The sequence below is a fragment of the Rhodococcus sp. WY5 genome, from assembly GCF_018588185.1.
GTDB classification, from domain to species: Bacteria; Actinomycetota; Actinomycetes; order Mycobacteriales; family Mycobacteriaceae; genus Rhodococcus_F; species Rhodococcus_F qingshengii.
Window position 1 is genome coordinate 2485120 of record NZ_JAAMPR010000001.1, and the last position, 20725, is coordinate 2505844.

18 protein-coding genes are annotated in these 20725 nt (G+C 61.1%); 11 read left to right on the top strand and 7 right to left on the bottom strand.

What is annotated here, in order from left to right; all coding sequences use genetic code 11:
* Nucleotides 1-55 precede the first annotated feature (55 nt).
* On the bottom strand, nt 56-979 hold the full coding sequence (locus G4D79_RS11650) for a pseudouridine synthase (protein WP_081377549.1): 924 nt from the start codon (nt 977-979) through the stop codon (nt 56-58).
* A 140-nt stretch (nt 980-1119) separates the two neighbouring features.
* Here G4D79_RS11650 and G4D79_RS11655 point away from each other — a divergent pair, with 140 nt between their 5' ends.
* From G4D79_RS11655 to G4D79_RS11690, 8 genes are all read left to right on the top strand, one after another.
* The gene (locus tag G4D79_RS11655) at nt 1120-3147 is read left to right on the top strand and encodes a CocE/NonD family hydrolase (RefSeq protein WP_099697811.1); all 2028 of its coding nucleotides are present in this window, start codon (nt 1120-1122) and stop codon (nt 3145-3147) included.
* A 62-nt stretch (nt 3148-3209) separates the two neighbouring features.
* The gene (locus G4D79_RS11660) at nt 3210-4454 is read left to right on the top strand and encodes an aldolase/citrate lyase family protein (RefSeq protein ID WP_007733914.1); all 1245 of its coding nucleotides are present in this window, start codon (nt 3210-3212) and stop codon (nt 4452-4454) included.
* A 3-nt stretch (nt 4455-4457) separates the two neighbouring features.
* The gene (gene alc, locus G4D79_RS11665) at nt 4458-5444 is read left to right on the top strand and encodes an allantoicase (RefSeq protein ID WP_099697810.1); all 987 of its coding nucleotides are present in this window, start codon (nt 4458-4460) and stop codon (nt 5442-5444) included.
* Between the two features lie 16 nt (nt 5445-5460).
* Entirely contained in the window at nt 5461-6390 is a 930-nt protein-coding gene (gene puuE / locus G4D79_RS11670; protein WP_003940421.1) for an allantoinase PuuE, read from the top strand.
* Between the two features lie 169 nt (nt 6391-6559).
* A complete protein-coding gene (locus G4D79_RS11675; RefSeq protein ID WP_099697809.1) occupies nt 6560-7471 on the top strand; it encodes an SDR family NAD(P)-dependent oxidoreductase in 912 nt (303 codons plus the stop codon).
* 1 nt (nt 7472) lies between these two features.
* Nucleotides 7473-8393 (top strand): hypothetical protein, encoded by a 921-nt coding sequence (locus tag G4D79_RS11680; protein WP_003939862.1) that lies wholly within the window; start codon nt 7473-7475, stop codon nt 8391-8393.
* Nucleotides 8390-9877, top strand: a complete 1488-nt coding sequence (locus G4D79_RS11685; RefSeq protein ID WP_007733920.1) for an NAD(P)/FAD-dependent oxidoreductase — start codon at nt 8390-8392, stop codon at nt 9875-9877. The genes G4D79_RS11680 and G4D79_RS11685 overlap by 4 nt, the downstream gene beginning before the upstream one ends.
* Before the next feature lie 75 nt (nt 9878-9952).
* Nucleotides 9953-10705 (top strand): MerR family transcriptional regulator, encoded by a 753-nt coding sequence (locus G4D79_RS11690; RefSeq protein ID WP_030535276.1) that lies wholly within the window; start codon nt 9953-9955, stop codon nt 10703-10705.
* A 43-nt stretch (nt 10706-10748) separates the two neighbouring features.
* On the opposite strand, the gene G4D79_RS11695 is transcribed toward G4D79_RS11690, so the two are convergent.
* Nucleotides 10749-11504: a class I SAM-dependent methyltransferase gene (locus tag G4D79_RS11695; protein WP_042922354.1), complete on the bottom strand. Its 756-nt coding sequence runs from the start codon at nt 11502-11504 to the stop codon at nt 10749-10751.
* Nucleotides 11505-11586: 82 nt separating this feature from the next.
* Complete coding sequence (locus G4D79_RS11700) at nt 11587-12837, bottom strand: MCE family protein (RefSeq protein WP_202425829.1); 1251 nt, start codon at nt 12835-12837, stop codon at nt 11587-11589.
* A 338-nt stretch (nt 12838-13175) separates the two neighbouring features.
* Here G4D79_RS11700 and G4D79_RS11705 point away from each other — a divergent pair, with 338 nt between their 5' ends.
* Both G4D79_RS11705 and G4D79_RS11710 read left to right on the top strand, forming a co-directional pair.
* The gene (locus tag G4D79_RS11705; protein ID WP_007733929.1) at nt 13176-13487 is read left to right on the top strand and encodes a helix-turn-helix transcriptional regulator; all 312 of its coding nucleotides are present in this window, start codon (nt 13176-13178) and stop codon (nt 13485-13487) included.
* Between the two features lie 98 nt (nt 13488-13585).
* Complete coding sequence (locus G4D79_RS11710) at nt 13586-14761, top strand: MFS transporter (protein WP_042451348.1); 1176 nt, start codon at nt 13586-13588, stop codon at nt 14759-14761.
* Here G4D79_RS11710 and G4D79_RS11715 read toward each other — a convergent pair.
* The 3 genes from G4D79_RS11715 to G4D79_RS11725 all read right to left on the bottom strand — a co-directional run bounded on the left by G4D79_RS11715 (nt 14728) and on the right by G4D79_RS11725 (nt 17870).
* A complete protein-coding gene (locus tag G4D79_RS11715) occupies nt 14728-15456 on the bottom strand; it encodes an aspartate/glutamate racemase family protein (protein ID WP_007733934.1) in 729 nt (242 codons plus the stop codon). The two genes, G4D79_RS11710 and G4D79_RS11715, sit on opposite strands and share 34 nt — an antisense overlap.
* Before the next feature lie 5 nt (nt 15457-15461).
* Nucleotides 15462-17036 (bottom strand): NCS1 family nucleobase:cation symporter-1, encoded by a 1575-nt coding sequence (locus tag G4D79_RS11720; RefSeq protein ID WP_099697808.1) that lies wholly within the window; start codon nt 17034-17036, stop codon nt 15462-15464.
* A gap of 108 nt (nt 17037-17144) precedes the next feature.
* Entirely contained in the window at nt 17145-17870 is a 726-nt protein-coding gene (locus G4D79_RS11725; RefSeq protein ID WP_064114424.1) for a GntR family transcriptional regulator, read from the bottom strand.
* Between the two features lie 196 nt (nt 17871-18066).
* Between G4D79_RS11725 and G4D79_RS11730 the strand changes: the two genes are divergently transcribed.
* Nucleotides 18067-20424: a LuxR C-terminal-related transcriptional regulator gene (locus G4D79_RS11730; RefSeq protein ID WP_007733939.1), complete on the top strand. Its 2358-nt coding sequence runs from the start codon at nt 18067-18069 to the stop codon at nt 20422-20424.
* Here the strand turns inward: G4D79_RS11730 and G4D79_RS11735 are convergent.
* Nucleotides 20399-20635: a hypothetical protein gene (locus G4D79_RS11735; protein ID WP_007733940.1), complete on the bottom strand. Its 237-nt coding sequence runs from the start codon at nt 20633-20635 to the stop codon at nt 20399-20401. The genes G4D79_RS11730 and G4D79_RS11735 overlap by 26 nt on opposite strands.
* Nucleotides 20636-20725: the final 90 nt, after the last annotated feature.

Consider the following 20725-nt stretch of genomic DNA (forward strand, 5'->3'; position numbering starts at 1 on the left):
GGTCTGCGCTTCCATCCTCCCGGTATCGGAGGCGCAGTGGAAGGGTCCGGGGTCCCTACGGCGAGTCGCCACGGCCTGATTCGTCCGGCCAGGACAGGGTCCGCCGACTTTCGAACCGTTGCAGCCGGCCGGTCTTCGGATCCTCGAACTCGAGAACCTTCGACAGCAGGCGCAGCGGGTTCGAATAATCTTCTGCGGCAACGTCGTAGAAGTCGGGATAGAAGTTGTCGCCGTGGATCGGGAGCCCGAGCGAGGTCATGTGCAGCCGAAGTTGATGGGTCTTGCCGGTATGGGGAGTCAACCGGTACCGCGCGAAGCCGTCTCGCGTTTCGATCAGTTCGATCCGCGACTCGCTGTTGGGTTCGCCCTCGATCTCCGCGGCCTTGAGCACGCCGCGTTCTTTCACGATGCGACTACGCACGACCACGGGGGTGCTCACCTGAGCGTCGTGACGCGCGATGGCCTCGTACTCCTTGGCGACGCGGCGCTCGGCGAACATGGTCTGGTAGTCGCGCCGGGCCGCCTGATGCACGGTGAACAGCAGCAGTCCCGCCGTGACGCGGTCGAGGCGATGAGCTGGACTCAGCTCCGGTAGTTCGAGGTCCCGACGCAAGCGGACCAACGCCGATTCGGCGATGTATCGCCCGCGCGGGGTGCTCGCCAGGAAATGCGGTTTGTCCACGACCAGGATGTTCTCGTCCCGATAGAGGATGTCGATCTCGAACGGCACCCGCGTTTCGACGGGAGGGTCGCGGTACAGGTAGACGAACCGCCGGGGAGCAAAAGCGCTCGTCTCGGTGATTCCGACACCCTTCTCGTCGACGACCTCCCCGGCTGCGACCTTCTCCCGCAATCGGACGGCGTCCTGGGGGAACCGTTCGAGCAGGTAGTCGAGCGTCGTCGTCCACATGCCGTCGTCGGGCTGACGGATGCGACTGGGGTTCAGGCCGTCGCGGACGGGAAGCGGTGATCGTGACACATCTTCAAAGCTAGCCGTCCGGTCGGCATTCAGACCTATTGACGACATATGGGACGGAAGTTACTATCCGGTAAGTTCGTGACACCGGTCACTGTCGTGGGGGCAGGGCTGGGTCATCACAACAGAAAATTGGGGTTTTCGTGAGGACACGACTTCTACGTCGAAGGTCGACAACGATTGCGGTGGGGCTGTGCGTCGTGGGATTGACGGTGCCGAGCGCCGTCGCTTCTGCGGATCCGACGGGAGGGTCGGACGGGCAGGCCTGGCTCGCGGCAACGGAGGCGACGCCGCAGTATCCGGGGGTCTCCATCGAGTGGGACGTGCCCATCACGATGAGTGACGGCACGGTTCTGCAAGCGAATGTGTACCGACCGGCGGATGCATCCGGGCGGGCCGTGGAATCGAAGACGTCTTCGGTCCTCAACATCACGCCGTACACGAAACTGCTGGACACACTGGTGGATTCAGCTCTGTCGATCCCGCAGGTCGGTGAGACGCTGATGGACGTTGCGAACTCGCTCGACCTCGCGGCGCCGTTCGACGGCGTGTCGGAGTTGACGGGCGTCATCGCCGGCGGAGGCGCCAGGGTTCTCGGCGTCAACCGTGATCTGGTCCAGAACGGATACACGCAGGTAGTGGTCGACGCTCGTGGAACCGGCTTCTCCCAAGGTAATTGGGACGTGCTCGGTAAGCGCGAGCAACAGGATTCGGTCGAGGTCATCGACTGGATGAGCAAGCAGGGGTGGTCCGACGGGAAAGTAGGGATGGCGGGCATCTCGTACTCCGCGATCAACTCGGTGCAGGCGGCGAGCAACAATCCACCTGCACTGAAGGCGATCTTCCCGGTCGAACCTGGCAACGATCTGCTGCGCGACATCGTCGGAACCGGTGGCGGCCTCGGAGTCGGGTTCATGCCGTTGTGGTTGACCGCGGTCAACGGGCTCAAACTCATCCCGAACGTTCAGGACATCCTGCAAGGAAACTTCGATCCCCTGTGGTTGGCGAGCCGCCTCGAGGATCCGGGAACGCTGATTCCCGAACTGGTGCAAGCGATGACGGCTCAGAGAATCGAGGACGTGTCACCGTCGACTCTGCAAGTCGCGCAAGACGGGCAGTTCTATCAGGACCGAGCCGCTGACGTCGGCAACATCGCCGTTCCGACGATGGTTTACGGCGGTTGGCACGACATCTTCGCCAACAGTGAGCCGCGGATCTACAACGGAATCGATCTGCCGCCCGGGCAGAAGCAGTTGATCATGGGGAACGGCTATCACGTCACTCCCGGTGGAGGATTCGGCAAGGACGGTGCGCCGCCGCGCCTCGACGTGCTCGAACGTGCGTGGTTCGACAAGTGGCTCAAGGGCATCGACAACGGAATCGATCGTTACGGTCCGGTGACGATGTTCCAGCAAGGCGGCGGATGGATCACGGACGATCAGTTCCCGCGAGCCGGTGCGAGCTACGAACGTATGTATCTGAACTCTGCGCCCAGCGGTACTGCCGCCCACGCAGCGTACGACGGTTCGCTGACGAATGACCCGCCCAGTGCCGCAGCGCGATTGACAGTCGCACCAGGACTGCGAGGCTTCTGCTCCGGTGACGGAACTCAGGGAACTGCCGGGATCTCCGTGGTGCTCGGTGCGACGTGTTCCAAGGATTCCCGATTCCAGGAAGCGGAGGGCCTGACGTTCACCGGTGAGGCAGTGACGGAGCCGACCTCACTCTCGGGCCCGATCAACGTCCACCTCGAGACCGTCCTGGACGCGACGGACGGATTCTGGGCAGCGACGGTCAACGACGTAGCACCGGACGGAACATCGACACCGATCACGAACGGCGCTCTGACTGCGTCGCTGCGGGCAGTCGACGATTCGAAGAGCACTCGCTCGGCCAACGGTGACTACAGTGAACCGCACCACTATCTGACGATCGACACGCGTCAGCCGGTGGTTCCCGGTGAGGTCACCACCGTCGACATCAACATGCTCCCGACGGACGCAGTGCTGCAACCGGGGCACCGGCTCCGCGTCGACGTCTACGCTGCCAGCGTGCCGCGATACCTGGCGCTCGGCCCGATGCTCGCCGACAGCCAACTCAAACCGCAGCACATCGAGTTGGCTGCAGACCGGCCGAGCTTCGTCAACGTTCCGTTCGTCGGGGGCCGCTGACTCGGATTGGATCGGCGGCGTGAGAACCTGCGGGCTCGCGGACGTTCTGAGAAGATCGTCCGATGACAGAATCCCGACTCTCCGCCGCCGTCCACGATCGTCTGGACGGACTTCTGGATCCGGTGGACGAGCGGCTCGCGGCGCAGTACCCGGGAAACCGTGACGAGATCCAACCCGTGCACACGATTTACGTCAGTGCCGCGGATGCAACCGTCGACACCCCTCGACTCTGGGGTGAGCAGGCGATCGCGCTTCTCGATTCCCATGCTCATGTGTTCGCCGATCTCGACACGGAGAATGCGCTCGCTGATGTGCGAGTTCAACTCGGCCGCAAGCCGGTCCAAGACTTTCGGATCGATTTCGAGGACGGGTACGGACGCCGCAGCGACGAAGAAGAAGACGATGCAGCGACGTCGGCCGGACAGACGCTTGCCGCGCTCAGCGCTGATCCTGCCGGGCCGAACTGGAGTGGCATCAGGTTCAAGGGGTTGCCGGCCGGTGAGCGTCGGCGCTCGATCAGGACGCTCGAGCTTGTGCTCGACGCGGCCGGTGGAGTGCCGGACGGATTTGTCTTCACCGTTCCCAAACTGCGCGCGGTGGAGCAGGTCACGGCGACGGTGTTGCTCTGCGAAGAGCTGGAGAAGGCGCACGGACTCGAGCTCGGTTCGCTTCGGTTCGAGTTGCAGATCGAGAGCCCGCAGGCGGTCATCGCGGCCGACGGAACGGTGGCAGTTGCTCAGGCCATCCATCGTGGTGCCGGTCGTCTGACCGGTTTGCATTACGGTACTTACGATTACAGTGCAGCTTGCGGAATTGCATCGCGTCATCAGTCGCTCGAACATCCGGTGGCAGACCACGCAAAGGCTGTCATGTTGGCTGCTGCCGCGCAGACCGGCGTCTGGGTGTGCGACGGGTCGACTCAGGTCGCGCCCGTCGGGAGCGCCACGGCGATCCGCGACGCGATCACTCGGCACCATCGCCTCGTCACGCGGTCCCTGGAACGCGGTTACTACCAGGGGTGGGACATGCACCCCGGGCATCTGGTCACCCGCTGGCTCGCCACGTTCGGCTTCTATCGCAACGCGCTCGGCGCCGCTGCCCCGCGCATCCAGTCGTACCTGGGGCGCCAAGGTGGCGACGTGATGGACGAACCTGCAACTGCCCAGGCGCTCGCAGCGGTGGTACTGCGCGGGCTCGACGCGGGGGCTTATCCGGAATCCGAAGTTCTCCGACTCGCCCCGAGCGCCGACACCAACGCACTCCGTCACCTCGTAGGACGCACCACACCGATCACAGGAGAACACTGACCGATGAGCACCACCGAATTCACCTTGCTGCCCGATCTGGCACTGCGCACCCTCGGCGGAGCCGTCATCTGGGCGAACGACGAGGCGTTTGCCGAGCGTGAGGCCCTGATCCGCCCAGGCAAGGCCGGGTACCAGCCGGCGACGTTCGGTCACAAGGGGCAGGTGTACGACGGTTGGGAGACGCGTCGCCGCCGGGTGGCAGGCCATGACGAGGCGATCGTTCGACTCGGTGTTCCCGGAGTGGTGCGAGGCGTCGTGGTCGACACCGCGTGGTTCAAGGGCAATTACCCGCCCGAGATCTCGGTGGAAGCAATCTCGGTCGACGGGTATCCGGATCCCGCCGACCTGGCCGGATCCGGCGAGTGGACAACCATCGTCGAGCGCTCGACCGTGCACGGTGACTCGGAGAATCCGTTCTCGGTGGCGTCGGAGGAGCGGTGGACGCACGTCAAGCTGACCATTTACCCGGACGGCGGCGTGGCAAGATTCCGTGTTCACGGCGAAGCGCGGCCGGACCCGCGTTTCCTCGATGCCGGGCCGTTGGACCTCGCAGCACTCGAAAACGGTGGCCGCGTGACCGATTGCTCCAACATGTTCTACAGCTCACCGCAGAACATCCTGTTTCCCGGACGCGCTGCTTCGATGGGTGACGGGTGGGAGACCGCCAGGCGCCGCGACAACGGAAACGACTGGGTGCAAGTACGACTCGCAGGTGAAGGCGTACTGAGTTTCGTCGAGATCGACACCTCGTACTTCCTCGGAAACAGTCCAGGTGAGGGTGCTCTGACCGGGCGGACGTCGGAGGGGGAGTGGATCGAACTGTTGCCGCGCACGACGCTGCGTCCGGATACGCGCCATCGCTTTCCGATCGATTCCGAAGTCCCGGTCACCGATGTTCGTCTGGACATCTTCCCGGACGGTGGCCTGGCGCGGCTGAGAGTCTTCGGCGTACTCACCGACGCTGCTCGCGCTGTGATCTCCGGGCGCTGACGGTAAAGTTGTTGGCATGAGCGACTATCCGCGCGACGACTATCCCCGGGACATGGTGGGGTACGGCCCTCATCCGCCGCATCCGCACTGGCCCGGCGACGCGCGGATAGCGGTTCAGTTCGTGCTCAACTACGAAGAGGGAGCCGAGAACAACGTCCTGGACGGGGACGCGGCTTCGGAAACATTTCTGTCGGAAATGACTCCGGCAGAGGCATTTCCGAATCGACACATGAGCATGGAATCGCTGTACGAGTACGGCTCACGGGCCGGGTTGTGGCGTGTACTGCGAACCTTCGAGCGGCGAAACCTGCCTCTCACCGTCTTTGCGGTGGCGCGGGCGATGCAGCGGAACCCCGAAGCAGTCAGTGCTTTTCAGGAGTTGGGCCACGAGATCGCGTGCCACGGATTACGTTGGAAGTCTTACCAATCCGTGGACATCGAGCGCGAACGCGCAGACATGGCCGAGGCCGTGCAGATTCTGCGAGATCTGACGGGTTCGGCGCCCCTCGGTTGGTACACCGGGCGCGATTCACCGAACACCCGCGAATTGGTGGTCGAGCACGGCGGCTTCGTCTACGACTCCGATTCATACGCCGACGATCTGCCGTACTGGGTCGACGTTCCGCGTGGCGCAGAATCGGTGAAGCACCTGGTCGTCCCGTACACCCTTGACACCAACGACATGCGTTTCGCCTCTCCCGCAGGATTTCCCAGCGGTGATCAGTTCTTTGCGCACCTACGCGATGCCTTCGACGTGCTGTATGCGGAGGGGACGGCCGGATCGCCCAAGATGCTCTCGATCGGGTTGCACTGCCGCATAGTCGGCCGCCCTGCCCGTGCGGCCGCTCTCGAGCGATTTCTGGACCACGTGCAGTCACACGAGAAGGTCTGGATCGCGCGGCGCATCGACATCGCCGAGCACTGGAAGACCGCGCACCCCGTTTAGATCACGGTCGGTCGACAAAAGACTTCATTCGAGCAGTCCGGGTACTGGTTCGACTGCCGCGTATTCCGCCATCGAATTCTAGGCCATTGACAACTGGCACGGTTGTGGATGACTCTTTGGAGATGGAGAAACACACAGCAGTCGAAGCGTCTTCAAGGTGAGCCGACCGGTGCCGACCAAGAAACCGACCAAGAACCGCGGATCGAAGGTGTCCCACAATGCCCGCGCAGTGGTGACCGGCGCCGGCAGCGGAATCGGCCGTGCCTTTTCGTTGGAGTTGGCGCGCAGAGGCGGTGAGGTGATCTGCGCGGATATCTCGCTGGAACGGGCCAAGGAAACAGTGGCACTCATCGATGAGATCGGTGGTACCGCGCACGCCGTCAAATGCGATGTGTCAATTCGTGAGCAGGTTCAGGACCTGGCGTTGTTCGCGGAACTCGAACTTGCGGGTCCGCTTTCGTTGGTGATCAACAATGCCGGGGTGGGTATCGGTGGAAAACCGGTGGGCCAGATCGGTTTCGACGATTGGGAGTGGGCACTCGGGATCAATCTGTGGGGTGTCGTGCACGGCTGTGAGATATTTGCTCCACAACTGCGTGCGAGCGGCGCCGGGGGATTCATCAACGTGGCCTCGGCTGCTGGGGTTGCGGCTGCGCCGCTGATGGCGCCCTACAACGTCGGTAAAGCCGCCGTGATGTCGCTCTCGGAGACCTTGTCCGCTGAACTTGCCGGTACGGGAGTGCGGGTGACGGTGCTGTGTCCGACCTTCGTCAAGACAAATGTTGCTCTCGACGGCCGAATCACCGCGGAAGCAACACAATTGGCGCAAGCGTTGATGCGGCGAACCGGCTTTTCGCCGGAGCGCATCGCCGTCACCACTCTCGACGCCTACGACAAGGGTCGACTCTACGTGGTGCCGCAGTTCGATGCGAAGGTGATCTGGCGACTCAAACGGTATCTACCCGTTGCATACACGTGGGGCTGTGGAGTTCTCAATCGCTTTGCACCGAAACAGAAGTCGGGATCATCTGGAACTTCGGCGGCGCCGGAGACGAACTCGCCGAGCACGAAAGGAGCGTGACATGTCCTTCGATTTCGACGGCATGCTGCACAAGATCAAGGACCGCCAATGGGCTCTGGTGGACATCGACTGGGATGCTCCGGGCGCCGAGACGATCAGTCCAGAGCTTCATGCGAAGCTGAAACCGTTCATGTCGGACCTGATGTGGATCGAGAACGTCGGTGCCCGTGGCTTCGCTGCGATGGCTCTCAAGGCGCCGACTGAAACTCTCCGAGACATCTATCGGCATTTCCACGCCGAGGAACAGAAGCACGCCAACGCCGAACTCGCGCTGATGCGTCGTTGGGGAATGCTGGACGGCGACGAGATGCCCGAGCCCAACATCAACGTCAAGCTCGTCATCGACTGGCTGGACAAGCATTCCGACGGTTTGTCGCTCTCGATTCTCGGGACCGTCATACCGATGCTCGAGGTGGCGCTCGACGGAGCCCTGGTCAAGTTCATCATGGACGAGATCGAGGATCCGGTCTGTCAGGCTGTGTTCAAGAAGATCAATGCAGACGAGTCCAGGCATCTGGCGGTCGATTTTGCGGTGATCGAGATGCTCGGGCACTCGACGACGCGCAAGCTCGTTGTCGAAACCGTCGGCGCCTGGATGAATCCGGCGTTGATCATCGGGACACTTCGCTACATCCCGCTGCTGAACAAGATGCGCGACAACATCGTCGACATGGGAGTGAACGAGGAACGGCTCTACACCGCGATGAAGCGATTCAGGAACGTAGGCGAACGGAGTCCGGCCGCGCTCCGCGTCCCGATGTATCGGGTGGTGAAGTGGCACGGCAACATGGTCATCAATCGCAACCATCCCTACCATCTGCTTGCCGATCGGATGGTCAAGGTCACTGGCCGACTTTCCGGCAGCAGGCTCAATTCCGAGCCGACCTGGGCCAAAGAACTTACGTACGAGCCACTCGCATGAGTACTGCCGAGCCACTGTCAGTGGCGATCATCGGTGGAGGTTTCGCAGGAATCGGAGCGGCGATTCGGTTGAAGCAGAACGGTATCGAGGACTTCGTCGTTCTCGAACGCGGCACGGAGGTCGGCGGGACGTGGCGCGACAACACGTATCCGGGAGCTGCGTGCGACATTCCGTCCCGTCTGTACTCGTACAGTTTCGCCCCGAACCCGGACTGGTCGCACACCTACTCGGCCAGCGCGGAGATCCTCGGCTACATCCGAACGATGGTGAAAGAGTTCGGCCTCGAGCCGAAGATTCGGTTTCGGTGCAACGTCACGGGCGTCGAATGGGACGAGCAGACAGGTGTCTGGGCGATCGCGCTCGAGGGCCGTGAAGCGGTCATTGCCCGGACCGTCGTCATGGCGTCCGGTCCGCTGGCGAACGTCAGCTTTCCCGCTGTTCCGGGTTTGGAGAGCTACGAAGGACACAAGATTCACAGTGCTCGCTGGGACCATGACTACGACTTCACCGACAAGCGGGTCGCAGTGATCGGAACCGGGGCAAGTGGCGTCCAGATCGTCCCTGAACTCGTGAAAACTGCACGATCAGTGAAGGTTTTCCAACGAACACCGGGATGGGCATTGCCGCGAGCAAACCTACGCACCCGATCTCGCACGAAGGATCTGTACCGTCGTCATCCGGTCGTCCAGACTCTGGCGCGTCGGGCTTGGTACTGGGGACACGAATCGGTAGCTCTCGGGGTGGTGTGGGAATCCCCGTTGACGAGGGTGGTGGAAACAGTCGGGCGTCTTCATCTGCGCATGCAGGTGAAGGACCCGTGGTTGCGGCGACAACTCACTCCCGACTTTCGGGCAGGGTGCAAGCGGTTGCTGATGACCAGCGAGTATTACCCGGCTCTCCAGCAAGACAATTGCACACTCGTGACCTGGCCGATCGCGAGATTGGCGCCACATGGCATTCGCACGGTCGAAGGGATCGAGCATCAATTCGACTGCATCGTCTTCGCCACCGGCTTCGACGTTTGCAAGACCGGAACACCGGTCCCGATCATCGGCCGGGACGGACGTGTGCTCGCTCAGGAGTGGAAATCCGGGGCGCGTGCGTACAAGAGCATTGCGGTATCCGGTTATCCCAACCTGTATTTCACCTTCGGACCCAACTCGGGTCCGGGGCACAGCTCCGCCCTTGTGTACATGGAAGCGCAACTCGACTATCTCGCCCAAGCGATCAAGATCGTTCTCGAGCGCGACCTCAAGGCACTCGATGTTCGTCAAGATGTCGAAGATGCGTACAACGTCGAGTTGCAGCGTCGGCTGTCGAAGACCACGTGGAACTCGGGATGTTCGAGTTGGTATCTCACCGACGAAGGATTCAATGCCACTATGTTTCCCGGTTTCGCGACCCAGTACGTGAACCAATTGAAATCGGTGGATCTTCGGGACTACACGAGCACGGTGCGCGAGAAAGACACTGCGCAGACCTGATCCCGGGTTCTGATCGGCCTGGTGTTGCCACTAAGTTGGAATCGTGACGACCGACGCGGCAGAGGAGACGAGGCGGTGACCGAGTACCGCATCGACGATCTAGCGCGCGCTGCGGGCACCACCTCGCGGAATGTACGGGCATATCAGGAACGGGGATTGCTTCCTCCGCCGGAGAAGCGTGGGCGGGTAGGCATCTACGGCGACGCGCACCTCGAACGCCTCAAGCTGATCGACACGCTTCTTCAACGAGGTTTCACCACTGCGCATATCGACGACTTCATCACCGGGTGGGAAAGCGGGAAAGACCTGACAGAGGTGCTGGGTCTGCAGCACGCGGTCACCGAACCATGGTCCCGCAGCGACACCGTGAGTATCGAGATGGCCGTCGTACGCGAGTTTCTCGGGGGAGATGCAGATGGTCAACTGGATCGTCTCGTAGATCTCGGACTGGTACAGATCGAAGGAGAGAACTGCGTTTTCACCGATCCTGCTTTGCTCAGCGGATTTTCGAGTCTCCTCGACTACGGTTTCACTCTCGATCAACTGGTCGATGTGCACGAAAAGCTTCACAACGCTGTGGACGGGATCGCCAAAGACCTGATTCAGGCGGCGAAGGATCGCATCGTCGATCAGCACGGGGTCGGTTGGCTCCCGGAGGGCGACGAGGTTGCCGGAACAGCCGAGATGCTCCAGACGATGCGTGAACTCGGTGTGGCGTCGGTACATTCGGCACTGGCCCGGGCACTCGACGCGAACCTTCAGCGTGAACTCGGCGACTATCTTGCCGCTGCGATCGGCTCGCGGAGCGACGCCGACGAGTCCGACTAGCAGCATCGATCACGTTCGGGATGTGCGGCCCGTCGCGGTGCGCTCAGCTCTTGCGTGCCTCGATCAGGAATCGACTCGAGTGCGCGACAAAGGATCCATCGCGACGGATCTGCTGATCGAGTTCGCGGAGCCGGTCCCGATACTGCGCGACGGTGAATCCCGGAACCATCCAGATCACCTTGCGTAAGAAGTAGACAACGGCGCCGATGTCGAAGAATTCCATGCGCAGACGCTCGAAACGAAGGTCGACGACGGTGAGCCCGGCCGCAATCGCGTCGGCAGTTTCGTCCTCGTGGTGCCGTCCGCGACGAGCCTGCGGCTGAGGACCGAGAAAGTACTCGACCAGTTCGAACACGCTGGCGTGACCCACATGTTGAGCGAAGTACGTTCCTCCCGGTTCGAGTACCCGCGCGATTTCGGTCCACCACACCGTCGCTGGGTGTCGGCTGGTCACCAGGTCGAAAGCCGAATCGGCGAACGGTAGCGGCGGCTCGTCCTGATCCGCGACCACCACCACACCTCGGGGACGCAGAAAGGCGGTGGCCTTGGCGATGTTCGGTGGCCAGGATTCGGTTGCTGCCATCACCGGCGGGAGTGACGGTGCAGCGGCGAGGACTTCGCCGCCGCCGGTCTGGATGTCCAATGCGGCGCCGGCGCGGCCGAGACGTTCACCCATCAGCCTCTGGTACCCCCACGACGGACGCTGCTCCGTGGCGCGTCCGTCGAGCCACGAGAAATCCCACCCGTCGACGGAGGCGGATTCCGCTTCGGCGACAAGTTCGTCGAAACCTCGTGACATGCTCTGTGACTCGCCTTCAGGCGTTCCTTCCGACATCACATCATCATCGTCGCGGAGGGTCGACGGTGCCAGTTGTTTACGGCTACTTCGGGGTGGCGCCGAGCATCGGTGCGAGTTGAGTGGCAATCGGGTTCAGGTTGAGCTTGTCCGGGTCCACCTTGGGCTTGCCGTCCCACGGTTGCGAGGTGTTCGGGTCGGCGAACGCGATGCGGTTGGCGCTACGAACTCCCGTTTCGCTGCCCTGAGGTGCCTGGCAGTTGGCGGCAGTGTTCAACGGGAAGTTCTGCGTCGTGTCGTCGAAGTTCGGGTCCTTGCGCTTCATCTCGTCGAGGATCGCCATGGTCCCTTCGTAACCGACGGTGCACGAGAGCGGGTTGTTGGTCTCAAGTACCAAGCCCAGATGTACTGTGCCGTCTCCCGGTGCAACGGTGGGCGCCGCCCCGGCGAGCGCAGGCAGGAAGAGCAGGAAGGGCTGCAGCGAGGGCAGTGTCGGTGCGGCTGCCGCTGCAACGGCGGAGAGGTTGGAGAGGTTGGTCGTGAGCGCGGGGCCGGCTTCGGTGACGAGAGAGCCGACTTGTTCGCTGGCCGGTATGCCGTTGTCGATCACGCGTCGGATGTCGGGGTCGCTGGTGCGCAATTGCGCCGTCAGTGCGTCGAGGTCGGTGCTGAACTGCTTGATCGCCGACGATTGATCGGACTGGGTCGTGAGTACCGTCTGGCTGTCGCGGATCAGTCCGAGGGTCTGGGGAAGGGTGTCGAGGCCCGACTGGGAGATCCCTGACAGCGAGTCGGCAAGTACCTGCAGATCTTCGCCCTTGCCGTTGAATGCCGCGCCGAGTTCTTTCGCGACGGTGTGGAGTGCGTCGACCGGAACGGAGTGCACCAGACCGTTGGCGCTGGTCAAGACGTTCTCGATGGGGATCGGCGTGGTTGTGTCGCCCACGGCGATCACCGAGCCGTCTTCGAGGAACGGGCCCTGGTCGGTATCGGGCTGAAGGTCGACGTACTGCTCGCCGATGGCTGAGCGATTGGCCACCACGGCTCGCGCGGATGCGGGAATCTGCGGAGCACTGCTGTCGATCAACAGGTCGACTTCGATTCCGTCGGACGTGAGCGACATGTCACCGACGCGTCCGACGGGTACACCGCGATAGGTCACTTCGGCGTTGGTGAAGATGCCACCGGACGTCGCCAGTTCGGTTTTGACCGTGTATTGGCCGAATCCCAGAAGATTGTCCAGCCGTACGTATTTCGCTCCGACATAGATCAAGCCCAGGAGTGCAACCACGACGAGGGCGACCAGCTGCCATTTGGCGAGCTTCGACATCACCATGAGGTGACGACCCTGAACTGATGCGGTGTGTTCATGGTTCGACTCCCGAATGACAAGCCGGGTACGGCTGGTGTTGAGCGAATTGTGTTCACCCACGGACGTTCTGAGGTGAACCGAAAACTTCCGGCAATTCGTTGTTGGCGATAACTATAAACAAGTCGTCACAGATAGAAAGTCGGCGTTGAGATTTCCGCAGGTCGTCGAAACGTAAGTGTCGCAGCTCACTTCGAATGCTTCGATGTGATGCAGACGGCTTTCGGTCCGGATCGGGCTTGACTTGGCCAAACATATCCATAAAAGTAGATGCGTTCCGGTTGTCGTGCAGAGGGGTGTGGTCCATGGATGCTTTGGCGATCTTCAAGGCGCTGTCCAACCCGACTCGCCTGCAGATCATGGAGTGGCTCGCGCACCCGGCGAAGTATTTCGACGAGGACTCGTATACGCAGCAGGATCTCGGGTTTCACATCGGAGTCTGTGTGGGTGACATCCAGGGGCGATCGGGACTTGCCCAGTCGGTGATCTCGGGGTACCTGCAGGGCATGAAAGATGTGGGTCTGCTCGAGTCCGAGCGCATCGGGAAGTGGACGTATTACCGACGAAACGAATCCGTGATCGGCGAGTTCAGGGAATTCGTTCGCGAAAAGCTGTAGCGGCCGAATTGCCCTCGTCGGCCGGTTTGTTCAACCAAATATATCTACATATCTAGATATGTAACTGCCTTGTGTGACGTAGTAGTGAGGAGTGTGTCGTGAAGTCGAAATTGTTGATACCGGTTCTGGCGTTGGGTGTATTCGGAATCATCACTACGGAGATGGGCATTATCGGGGTTCTGCCTCAGATCAGCGAAAAGTTCGGTATCACCGCGTCGACTGCCGGATGGTTGGTCGGTGTGTTTGCACTCGTCGTGGCGGTGACCGGTCCGTTCACAACGCTGATCACCTCGGGAATCAACAGGAGAACCGTTCTGTTGGTGGCGATTGCAGTCTTTGCGGTCTCCAATGTGGTGTATGCGACCACATCGAGTTTCGAGGTGATGTTTGCATTTCGGATCATCCCCGCCGTGGTTCATCCGGTCTTCTTCGCTGTCGCGCTTGCAAGTGCGGTTCGTCTGGTATCGCCGGAACAGGCGACCGCCGCGGTGACCAAGGTATTTGCAGGCGTCACAGTCGGATTCGCGTTCGGCGTGCCCTTGACGTCCTATTTGGCCGAGAACTTTTCGGTGTCGACAGCATTCGTGTTCGGCGCCGTGGTCAACGTTCTCGCGTTTTTCGGGATTGTCGTACTTCTGCCCTCGGCTCCTGTGACACAACGCCTGTCGTACGGTGCACAGGTCGGGATACTTCGCCGGCCGCGCGTGTGGTTGACCATTCTTTCCGTCACCTTCGTCTTCGCAGCCATGTTCTCGGTGTACGGATACTTTGCCGAATACCTCGGCGAGGTGACCGGCATGAGCGGATCGTGGATCAGCGCGATGCTCTTGGCTTTCGGTGTCGTGATGATCTTCGGCAACTTCGTCTTCGGGGCTCTGCTCGCCAAGGGGGTGGTGCGCACGGTTGTGGCTTTTCCCTTGCTGTACATCGTCGTCTACGTGATGCTCTATCTGGCGGGCCCGTACTTCGGCGCGATGGTTGTAGCCGTGTTGGTTTGGGGTGTAGTGCATTCCGGTGGACTGGTGGTTTCGCAGAGCTGGATGGGGCGAGACGCAGTCGACGCGCCTGAATTCGGCAACAGCCTTTTCATCTCGTTCTCCAACCTGGGGATCACGCTCGGCACTGCGGTCGGTGGACTGTTTCTCGCGCATTTCGAAACCCGCCAATTAGTCTGGGCTGGAGTATTGTTCGCGATCCTGGCGCTGCTGGTGACAGGTGTTCGACTCTCGCTCAGGCACGCTCACAGCGAGAACGGTGTCAGTGTACCGGTGTAATTCTTGGGAAGTGGGCGTGCGAACTCGCCGCGCGAACTGGTCGACAGCCCGAGGGTGACCAACGACTGAACCATCGTGACCCCAGCGGCAACGCCGTCGACTACCGGGACACCCAGTTCGTCGGACAAGTCCTGGCACAGGTCCGCCATGCCGGCGCAACCCAGCACGAGGACGTCCGAGTCGTCTTGCTCCAATGCGTCGAAACAGGCTTCCAAGATCACCTTTCGCGCGTCGGGATCACGATCGAGTTCCAGAACCGGAATCTCGCAGGAGTGGATACCCCGGCACCGAGCCTGCATGCCGTACCGGTCCACCAGATCGGCTGCGCGGCCGCGGGTTCGACCGAGAGTGGTCACGATGCTGAATCCGCGACCCAGGAAACTTGCGTAGTTCATGGCCGCTTCGGCAACAGCTACGACGGGGCCCTTGGCCAACTCTCGGGCTGCATCAAGACCTGGGTCACCGAAGCAAGCGATGACGTAGCCGTCGACTTCGTTCTTTTCTCCGGCGGCGATCTCGGTCAGGATTCCGGGGACGCTGAGAGCTTCGTCGTAGTGGCTTTCGATCGACGCGGGACCCATGGCAGGGCTGACAGCCTCGACGAATGTGCCCGAGCCTGCGACGGTCCGGGCACATTCCTCGATCTTGGCGGTCATCGCCCACGTGGTGTTGGGGTTGATCACCTTGATTCTCATGACGATCAGTCGACCGTCACAGTGTCGGGAGAGGAAGCATTCCGGACAGCTGAGGAAGAGCGCGCGGCGAGTAGGTAATAGACGGTGAATCCGAGCCCACAACCGATGAACCAGCTGTACTGCGCTGCGGTGTACATCCCGGTGAGGTCCTTGCCCAGGACCGGGACCATCGCGACGACGGCTCCCACCACGGTGGCGATCACTGCAGCAGGGTTGTATCCCTTGCTGTACCAGTAGGTTCCGGTCGGCGACATGCTGAACAGTTCGTCGACGATGACCTTCTGCTTGCGCACGAGGTAGTAGTCGGCAATCAGAATTCCGAACAGCGGACCGATGAAGGCTCCGAGGGTTTCGAGTGTGTAGTGAATAACGTCCGGATTGTTGTACAAGTTCCACGGCGTGATGAGGATCGAGCCGATCGCTGCGATCATTCCGCCGGCGCGCCAGCTGATCTTCTGCGGACTCACGTTGGAGAAGTCGAAGGCCGGGGAAATGAAGTTGGCCACGATGTTGATGCCGATCGTGGCGATGGTGAAGGTGAGTGCTCCGAGAACGATGGCGAAGGTGCTGTCGATTCGTGCAACGGTCGCAACGGGATCGGTGATCAGTTCGCCGTACACCGGCAGCGTCAACGATGCAGTGACGACGACCAACACCGAGAATACGAGGAAGTTCAACGGCAAACCGAGGAAGTTGCCCTTCTTGACGGCAGCGAACGACTTTCCGTAGCGGGAGAAGTCGCCGAAGTTGAGCATCGGTCCGGAGAAGTACGAGACAACCAGAGCGATCGCACCGAGCATGACCGGCACGGCGTCGAAACCCGAGTACTTGACGTCGCCGAGCGTGAGATCGATGGCGCTCCAGCCTGCCTTGTAGATCAGGTAGCCGCACAGCATGAACATCACGACATACACAGCCGGCCCGCAGAAGTCGATGAAGCGGCGGATCGATTCCATGCCTCGCCAGAAGACACAGGCCTGAAGTACCCACAGGAGCATGAAACTTCCCCAGCCCAGTGCGGAGAGTCCGGCGAATCCGTAGTCTTCGACGACGGCATAGGGCGCGAGTGACGGAAAGAGTTTGATCAGTACGACATCGAGGGCTGCTGAAGCGAGGAAGGTTTGAATTCCATACCAAGCCACGGCAATCAGGCCACGAATGATTGCCGGGATGTTCGCGCCGAGGACGCCGAACACGCTGCGGCAGATCACCGGATACGGCACGCCGGTAACTTGGCTGGGCTTGGCGACGAGATTGCAGAAGAAGTAGACGATCGTGATACCGACCAGCAGGGCGACGAGTACTTGCCAGCTGGCCAATCCCAGTGCGAAAAGACTACCGGCAGTGACATATCCGCCGACGCTGTGTACGTCGGACATCCAGAAGGCGAAGATGTTGTACGACGACCAGGTCTGCCTGCGAAGCGGCGCCAAGTCCTCGTTGGTCAAACGAGGGTCGTAGCCCGGCTTGATCAGGCCGCTTCCGACAGGGTGACCCGCGGCTTCGACAAGGTCACCCGATCCGCTTTCCTTTGGCGCAGTGGGGGTAGTGGTCGTTCGGGACGGAAGAATGTCGGTCATGACAGCTCCTGTGCATCAGTGCAGGAAATCAGCGGACGGTGCCACGAGCTCTCAGCGTCAGTGATGAAAACTGTGTTGAGAGAAAGGTATCGATGCTGTGTTGCACGACTATTGCGCGATCGGTATATCTTTTTCGGCCAATAGACCGGTGTCTGTCGGTAGAGTCGCGATCACGGTATCGAGTCGGCGATGATGGATTTCGGAAGCGCTCAGAAGTGCGGATGCGTCCCGACGCAGGAATGCGTCCAGCATCGCGGTGTGATCCGAGTGCAGAACCCGGCGATCGACGCCGGCAACATGGACCATCGGCTGTACTGGTTCGGTGATGTTCCAGGCAGCTTCGAACATGTGCAGAAGTCGAAGCATCTGAGACGGTCGGGTCAGTGCGAGATGAAAGTTTCGGCTCTCGCAGTGATAGGACTGAGAGTCGTCGTAGCGCAATGCGATCTCCAAACGGGAGTTCACCTCGACGGCGTGTTCGTGATCCTCTTCGGTTGCCTGCTCGACGGCGACGGCCAATGCAGCTGATTCGAGAGTTTCGCGGACGATGTACATCTCTCGCAGTTCTGCCGGCGTCAGCTGAGCAACGGTGTAGCCGAATTGATGTCGATGGTCGACCAAGGACTCTCCGACCAGTGTTTTCAGTGATTCCCGCACAGGTATTCGACTGACACCGAACACATCAGCCACGTCGCCGAGAGGAATCGGGGTACCCGGAGGCGCCGAACCCGACAGAATCACTCGCCGCAGTTCGTCGAGGATCGTTTGTTGTGGACTTCCGGGAGCATCGATTACCAGTTGCGTCAGCAGTACCGATCTACGGCGCGGCGGCATGTCGCTCTCCCTTCGTCTGTCTGCCAGAGTAGGAATACGTTGTTTCGTCTGCGTGACACCGGTGTGGCCGTCGTGCATCTCGCACTCGGGGGAGAACAAGTGGGCTCCGATCACATGCTCGCGTGAGTGCTGCTCGGGAGGCCGATCGTGGGGGTAGCGTTGTTGTGTAGTGGTATGGCAGAAAGCGAGTCGGTCGATGGCATCCGCTGTGCGCTCAGAAGCCGACCAGCGAGTTGTCGGCAACCTGCCCTTGGAGCTGACGAGTTTCGTCGGTCGTCGGCGTGAGTTGGCCGACGCCAGGAGATTGTTCGAGACGTCCCGTTTGTTGACACTCACCGGGATCGGTGGCGTGGGCAAGACACGGCTCGCGATCCGACTTGCGGGCGCGTTGCAACGGGTGTTTCGAGATGGTGCCTGGTTGGTGGAACTGGGGGAGCAGACAGATTCGGATCTCCTCGAAGATCATGTCGCCGTGACCCTTGGTGTCCGGTCGGTCTCGTCGGCGGACCCGCTGCAGGCATTGATCGACTACTGCGCCGATCGGAGTCTGCTGTTGGTGCTCGACAACTGTGAACATCTGGTCGATGCCGTCGCTGTGTTCGTAGGCGCGATCCTACGGCGATGTGCCGGCGTCAAGATCCTGGCGACGAGCCGCGAATCGCTGGGCCTGGGCGGTGAGGTGACGATGCGCGTTCCCTCACTCACCACACCGCAGCAACAGCCGCCCGAATTCGAGGGAATTGCCCAGTACGAATCGGTGTCGTTGTTCACCGAGCGTGCGGCTTCCGTCGTACCTGGTTTCACCCTCACCGAGGAGAACAAGCGCGCCGTTGCGCATATCTGTCACGACTTGGATGGACTCCCACTTCCGATCGAACTGGCGGCAGCTCGCCTGCGTGGTATGTCTGCTGAGCAGATCATGAACAGGCTCTCGGATCGATACCGACTTCTTACAACGGGTGGACGCGACGTTCCGAGTCGTCAACAGACGCTGCGATTGTCGATCGATTGGAGTTACGACCTCTGCTCGCCAACCGAACAGCAGTTGTGGGGGCGGTTGTCGGTGTTCTCGGGTGGGTTCGACCTCGACGCCGCTGAGGGCGTGTGTGGGCAGGACATGAATTCGACCGAAGTGCTCGATCTCGTCACCGCGTTGGTCGAGAAGTCCATCCTGATTCGTGAGGAAACCGACGGGGATGTTCGGTACCACCTCCTCGACCTACTCCGGGAGTACGGACATGAAAAGTTGGAGTCCGCCGGTGAGTATTCCGCTTTGCGTCGAAGCCATCGTGATTGGTTCGAGGCACTGGTCGTTCATGCGGAAGCCGAGTGGATCAGTGGCCGGCAAGCTGCCTGGATCGCAAGGCTCGGTCGTGAACAGCGCAACGTCAACGATGCGTTGGAGTACTCGATTTCCACTGCCGGAGAGGCGCGATCTGCAACGCGAATGGTCGGTGCGTTGTACAGATTCTGGCTTGCAGGTGGATTACTTGTGCAGGCGCGTTATTGGACGGATCGAGCCTTGAATGCAGAGGATCGAGAACTGGATCCGTTCCGAGTGGATGTCTTGGCCATCGACGCCGTGAATCACGCGATGCAGGGGGAACTCGAACGGGCAGAAGAGTTGGTCGACGAGAGTTGGCGCCTGGCAAACGACTTGGCGGATGTGCGCTCGCGCGGCTTGGCGACGTGGGGAGACGGATACGTCGATACCTTCAGAGGTAACTTCGATACCGCTACGGCCAAGCTGGAATCCGCGTTGACGCTGTTTCGACTCGACAAGAATCTGCTGCATGTTGTGATCGGCCTGGACACCTTGGGAGTCGCGTACTTCCTGTCCGGCGCTCTTGATCGCTCTGTGGAGTGCAACGAAGAGATTCTCGCGATCACCGTGCCCGCCGACGAGATGATGTTCCAGGCATTTGCGCTGGGAACTCTCGGGCTCGTGAGCTGGCTCCGAGGTGAATTGGAGGCCGCAAGTGACTATTTGACTCGAAGTTTGAGAATTCTCGATGCCCCGATGAACTCGGCGTGGTGTATCGAGCCGTTGGCGTGGATTGCTGCAGCGCAACGTGATTGGAAGCATGCAGCGGTTCTGCTCGGCGCGGCAGCCATGTATTGGCAGAAGGTCGGGGGACGGCTGGCGGGCCTGCCGGGTTTGTCAGCTCATCACGACACTGCTGCAGAGACTGCTCGCAAAGCCATGGGTGACGATGCTTTCGACAAGTCGTTTCGCAGCGGGTTTGCGATGTCCGAGGGTGAAGCTGTCGCATATGCGCTCGACAAGCGCTCCAGTGTCACGACTGCGTCGTCGGCTGAAGGGCCTCACCTCACTCCTCGTGAGCAGCAAGTTGCGGAACTGGTTGCCCAAGGGTTGACCAATCGCGCGATTGCGGAGCACTTGGTAATCTCGCTGCGCACCGCTCAGGGACACGTGGAACACGTACTGACAAAACTGGGATTCAGTTCCAGGGCGCAGATCGCAGCGTGGTACGTCTCGACCGCGCAGGAGCGTGACTCGCGTGAGGTCAATGGCTCAGCAGGCCGGAGTTGACGTCCGATAGCAGTTCACCACGGTCGTCGCCGCACAAGCAGAACACCGGGTAGCGCTTACCTTCTTCACGCCCCTGAAACGACACTCGTAGCGGTCCAGGCGCATCCGCGCGAGGGGATTCGGTGAGGAAAGTGTACAGCCACGGCCCCTCGTCCAATTCCACGATGGCGAGAACGGTCGAGGGGTCGCCGTGAACCGTTCGCCAGGACACGACAGTGCCGTCTCCGCAACACCGCGTCACGTCCAACCGCGCCCCACGGCACCTGGCGCAGACCGCGCTCGCGGGCGAGAGGATGACATC

What these genes read in the sequence shown, in the direction of transcription:
- G4D79_RS11660 (WP_007733914.1), top strand. Translation starts at nt 3,210, where the DNA reads ATGACAGAATCCCGACTCTCCGCCGCCGTCCACGATCGTCTGGACGGA.
- alc (WP_099697810.1), top strand. Translation starts at nt 4,458, where the DNA reads ATGAGCACCACCGAATTCACCTTGCTGCCCGATCTGGCACTGCGCACC.
- puuE (WP_003940421.1), top strand. Translation starts at nt 5,461, where the DNA reads ATGAGCGACTATCCGCGCGACGACTATCCCCGGGACATGGTGGGGTAC.
- G4D79_RS11680 (WP_003939862.1), top strand. Translation starts at nt 7,473, where the DNA reads ATGTCCTTCGATTTCGACGGCATGCTGCACAAGATCAAGGACCGCCAA.
- G4D79_RS11685 (WP_007733920.1), top strand. Translation starts at nt 8,390, where the DNA reads ATGAGTACTGCCGAGCCACTGTCAGTGGCGATCATCGGTGGAGGTTTC.
- G4D79_RS11695 (WP_042922354.1), bottom strand. Translation starts at nt 11,504, where the DNA reads ATGTCACGAGGTTTCGACGAACTTGTCGCCGAAGCGGAATCCGCCTCC.
- G4D79_RS11700 (WP_202425829.1), bottom strand. Translation starts at nt 12,837, where the DNA reads ATGGTGATGTCGAAGCTCGCCAAATGGCAGCTGGTCGCCCTCGTCGTG.
- G4D79_RS11705 (WP_007733929.1), top strand. Translation starts at nt 13,176, where the DNA reads ATGGATGCTTTGGCGATCTTCAAGGCGCTGTCCAACCCGACTCGCCTG.
- G4D79_RS11715 (WP_007733934.1), bottom strand. Translation starts at nt 15,456, where the DNA reads ATGAGAATCAAGGTGATCAACCCCAACACCACGTGGGCGATGACCGCC.
- G4D79_RS11720 (WP_099697808.1), bottom strand. Translation starts at nt 17,036, where the DNA reads ATGACCGACATTCTTCCGTCCCGAACGACCACTACCCCCACTGCGCCA.
- G4D79_RS11725 (WP_064114424.1), bottom strand. Translation starts at nt 17,870, where the DNA reads ATGCCGCCGCGCCGTAGATCGGTACTGCTGACGCAACTGGTAATCGAT.
- G4D79_RS11730 (WP_007733939.1), top strand. Translation starts at nt 18,067, where the DNA reads ATGGCATCCGCTGTGCGCTCAGAAGCCGACCAGCGAGTTGTCGGCAAC.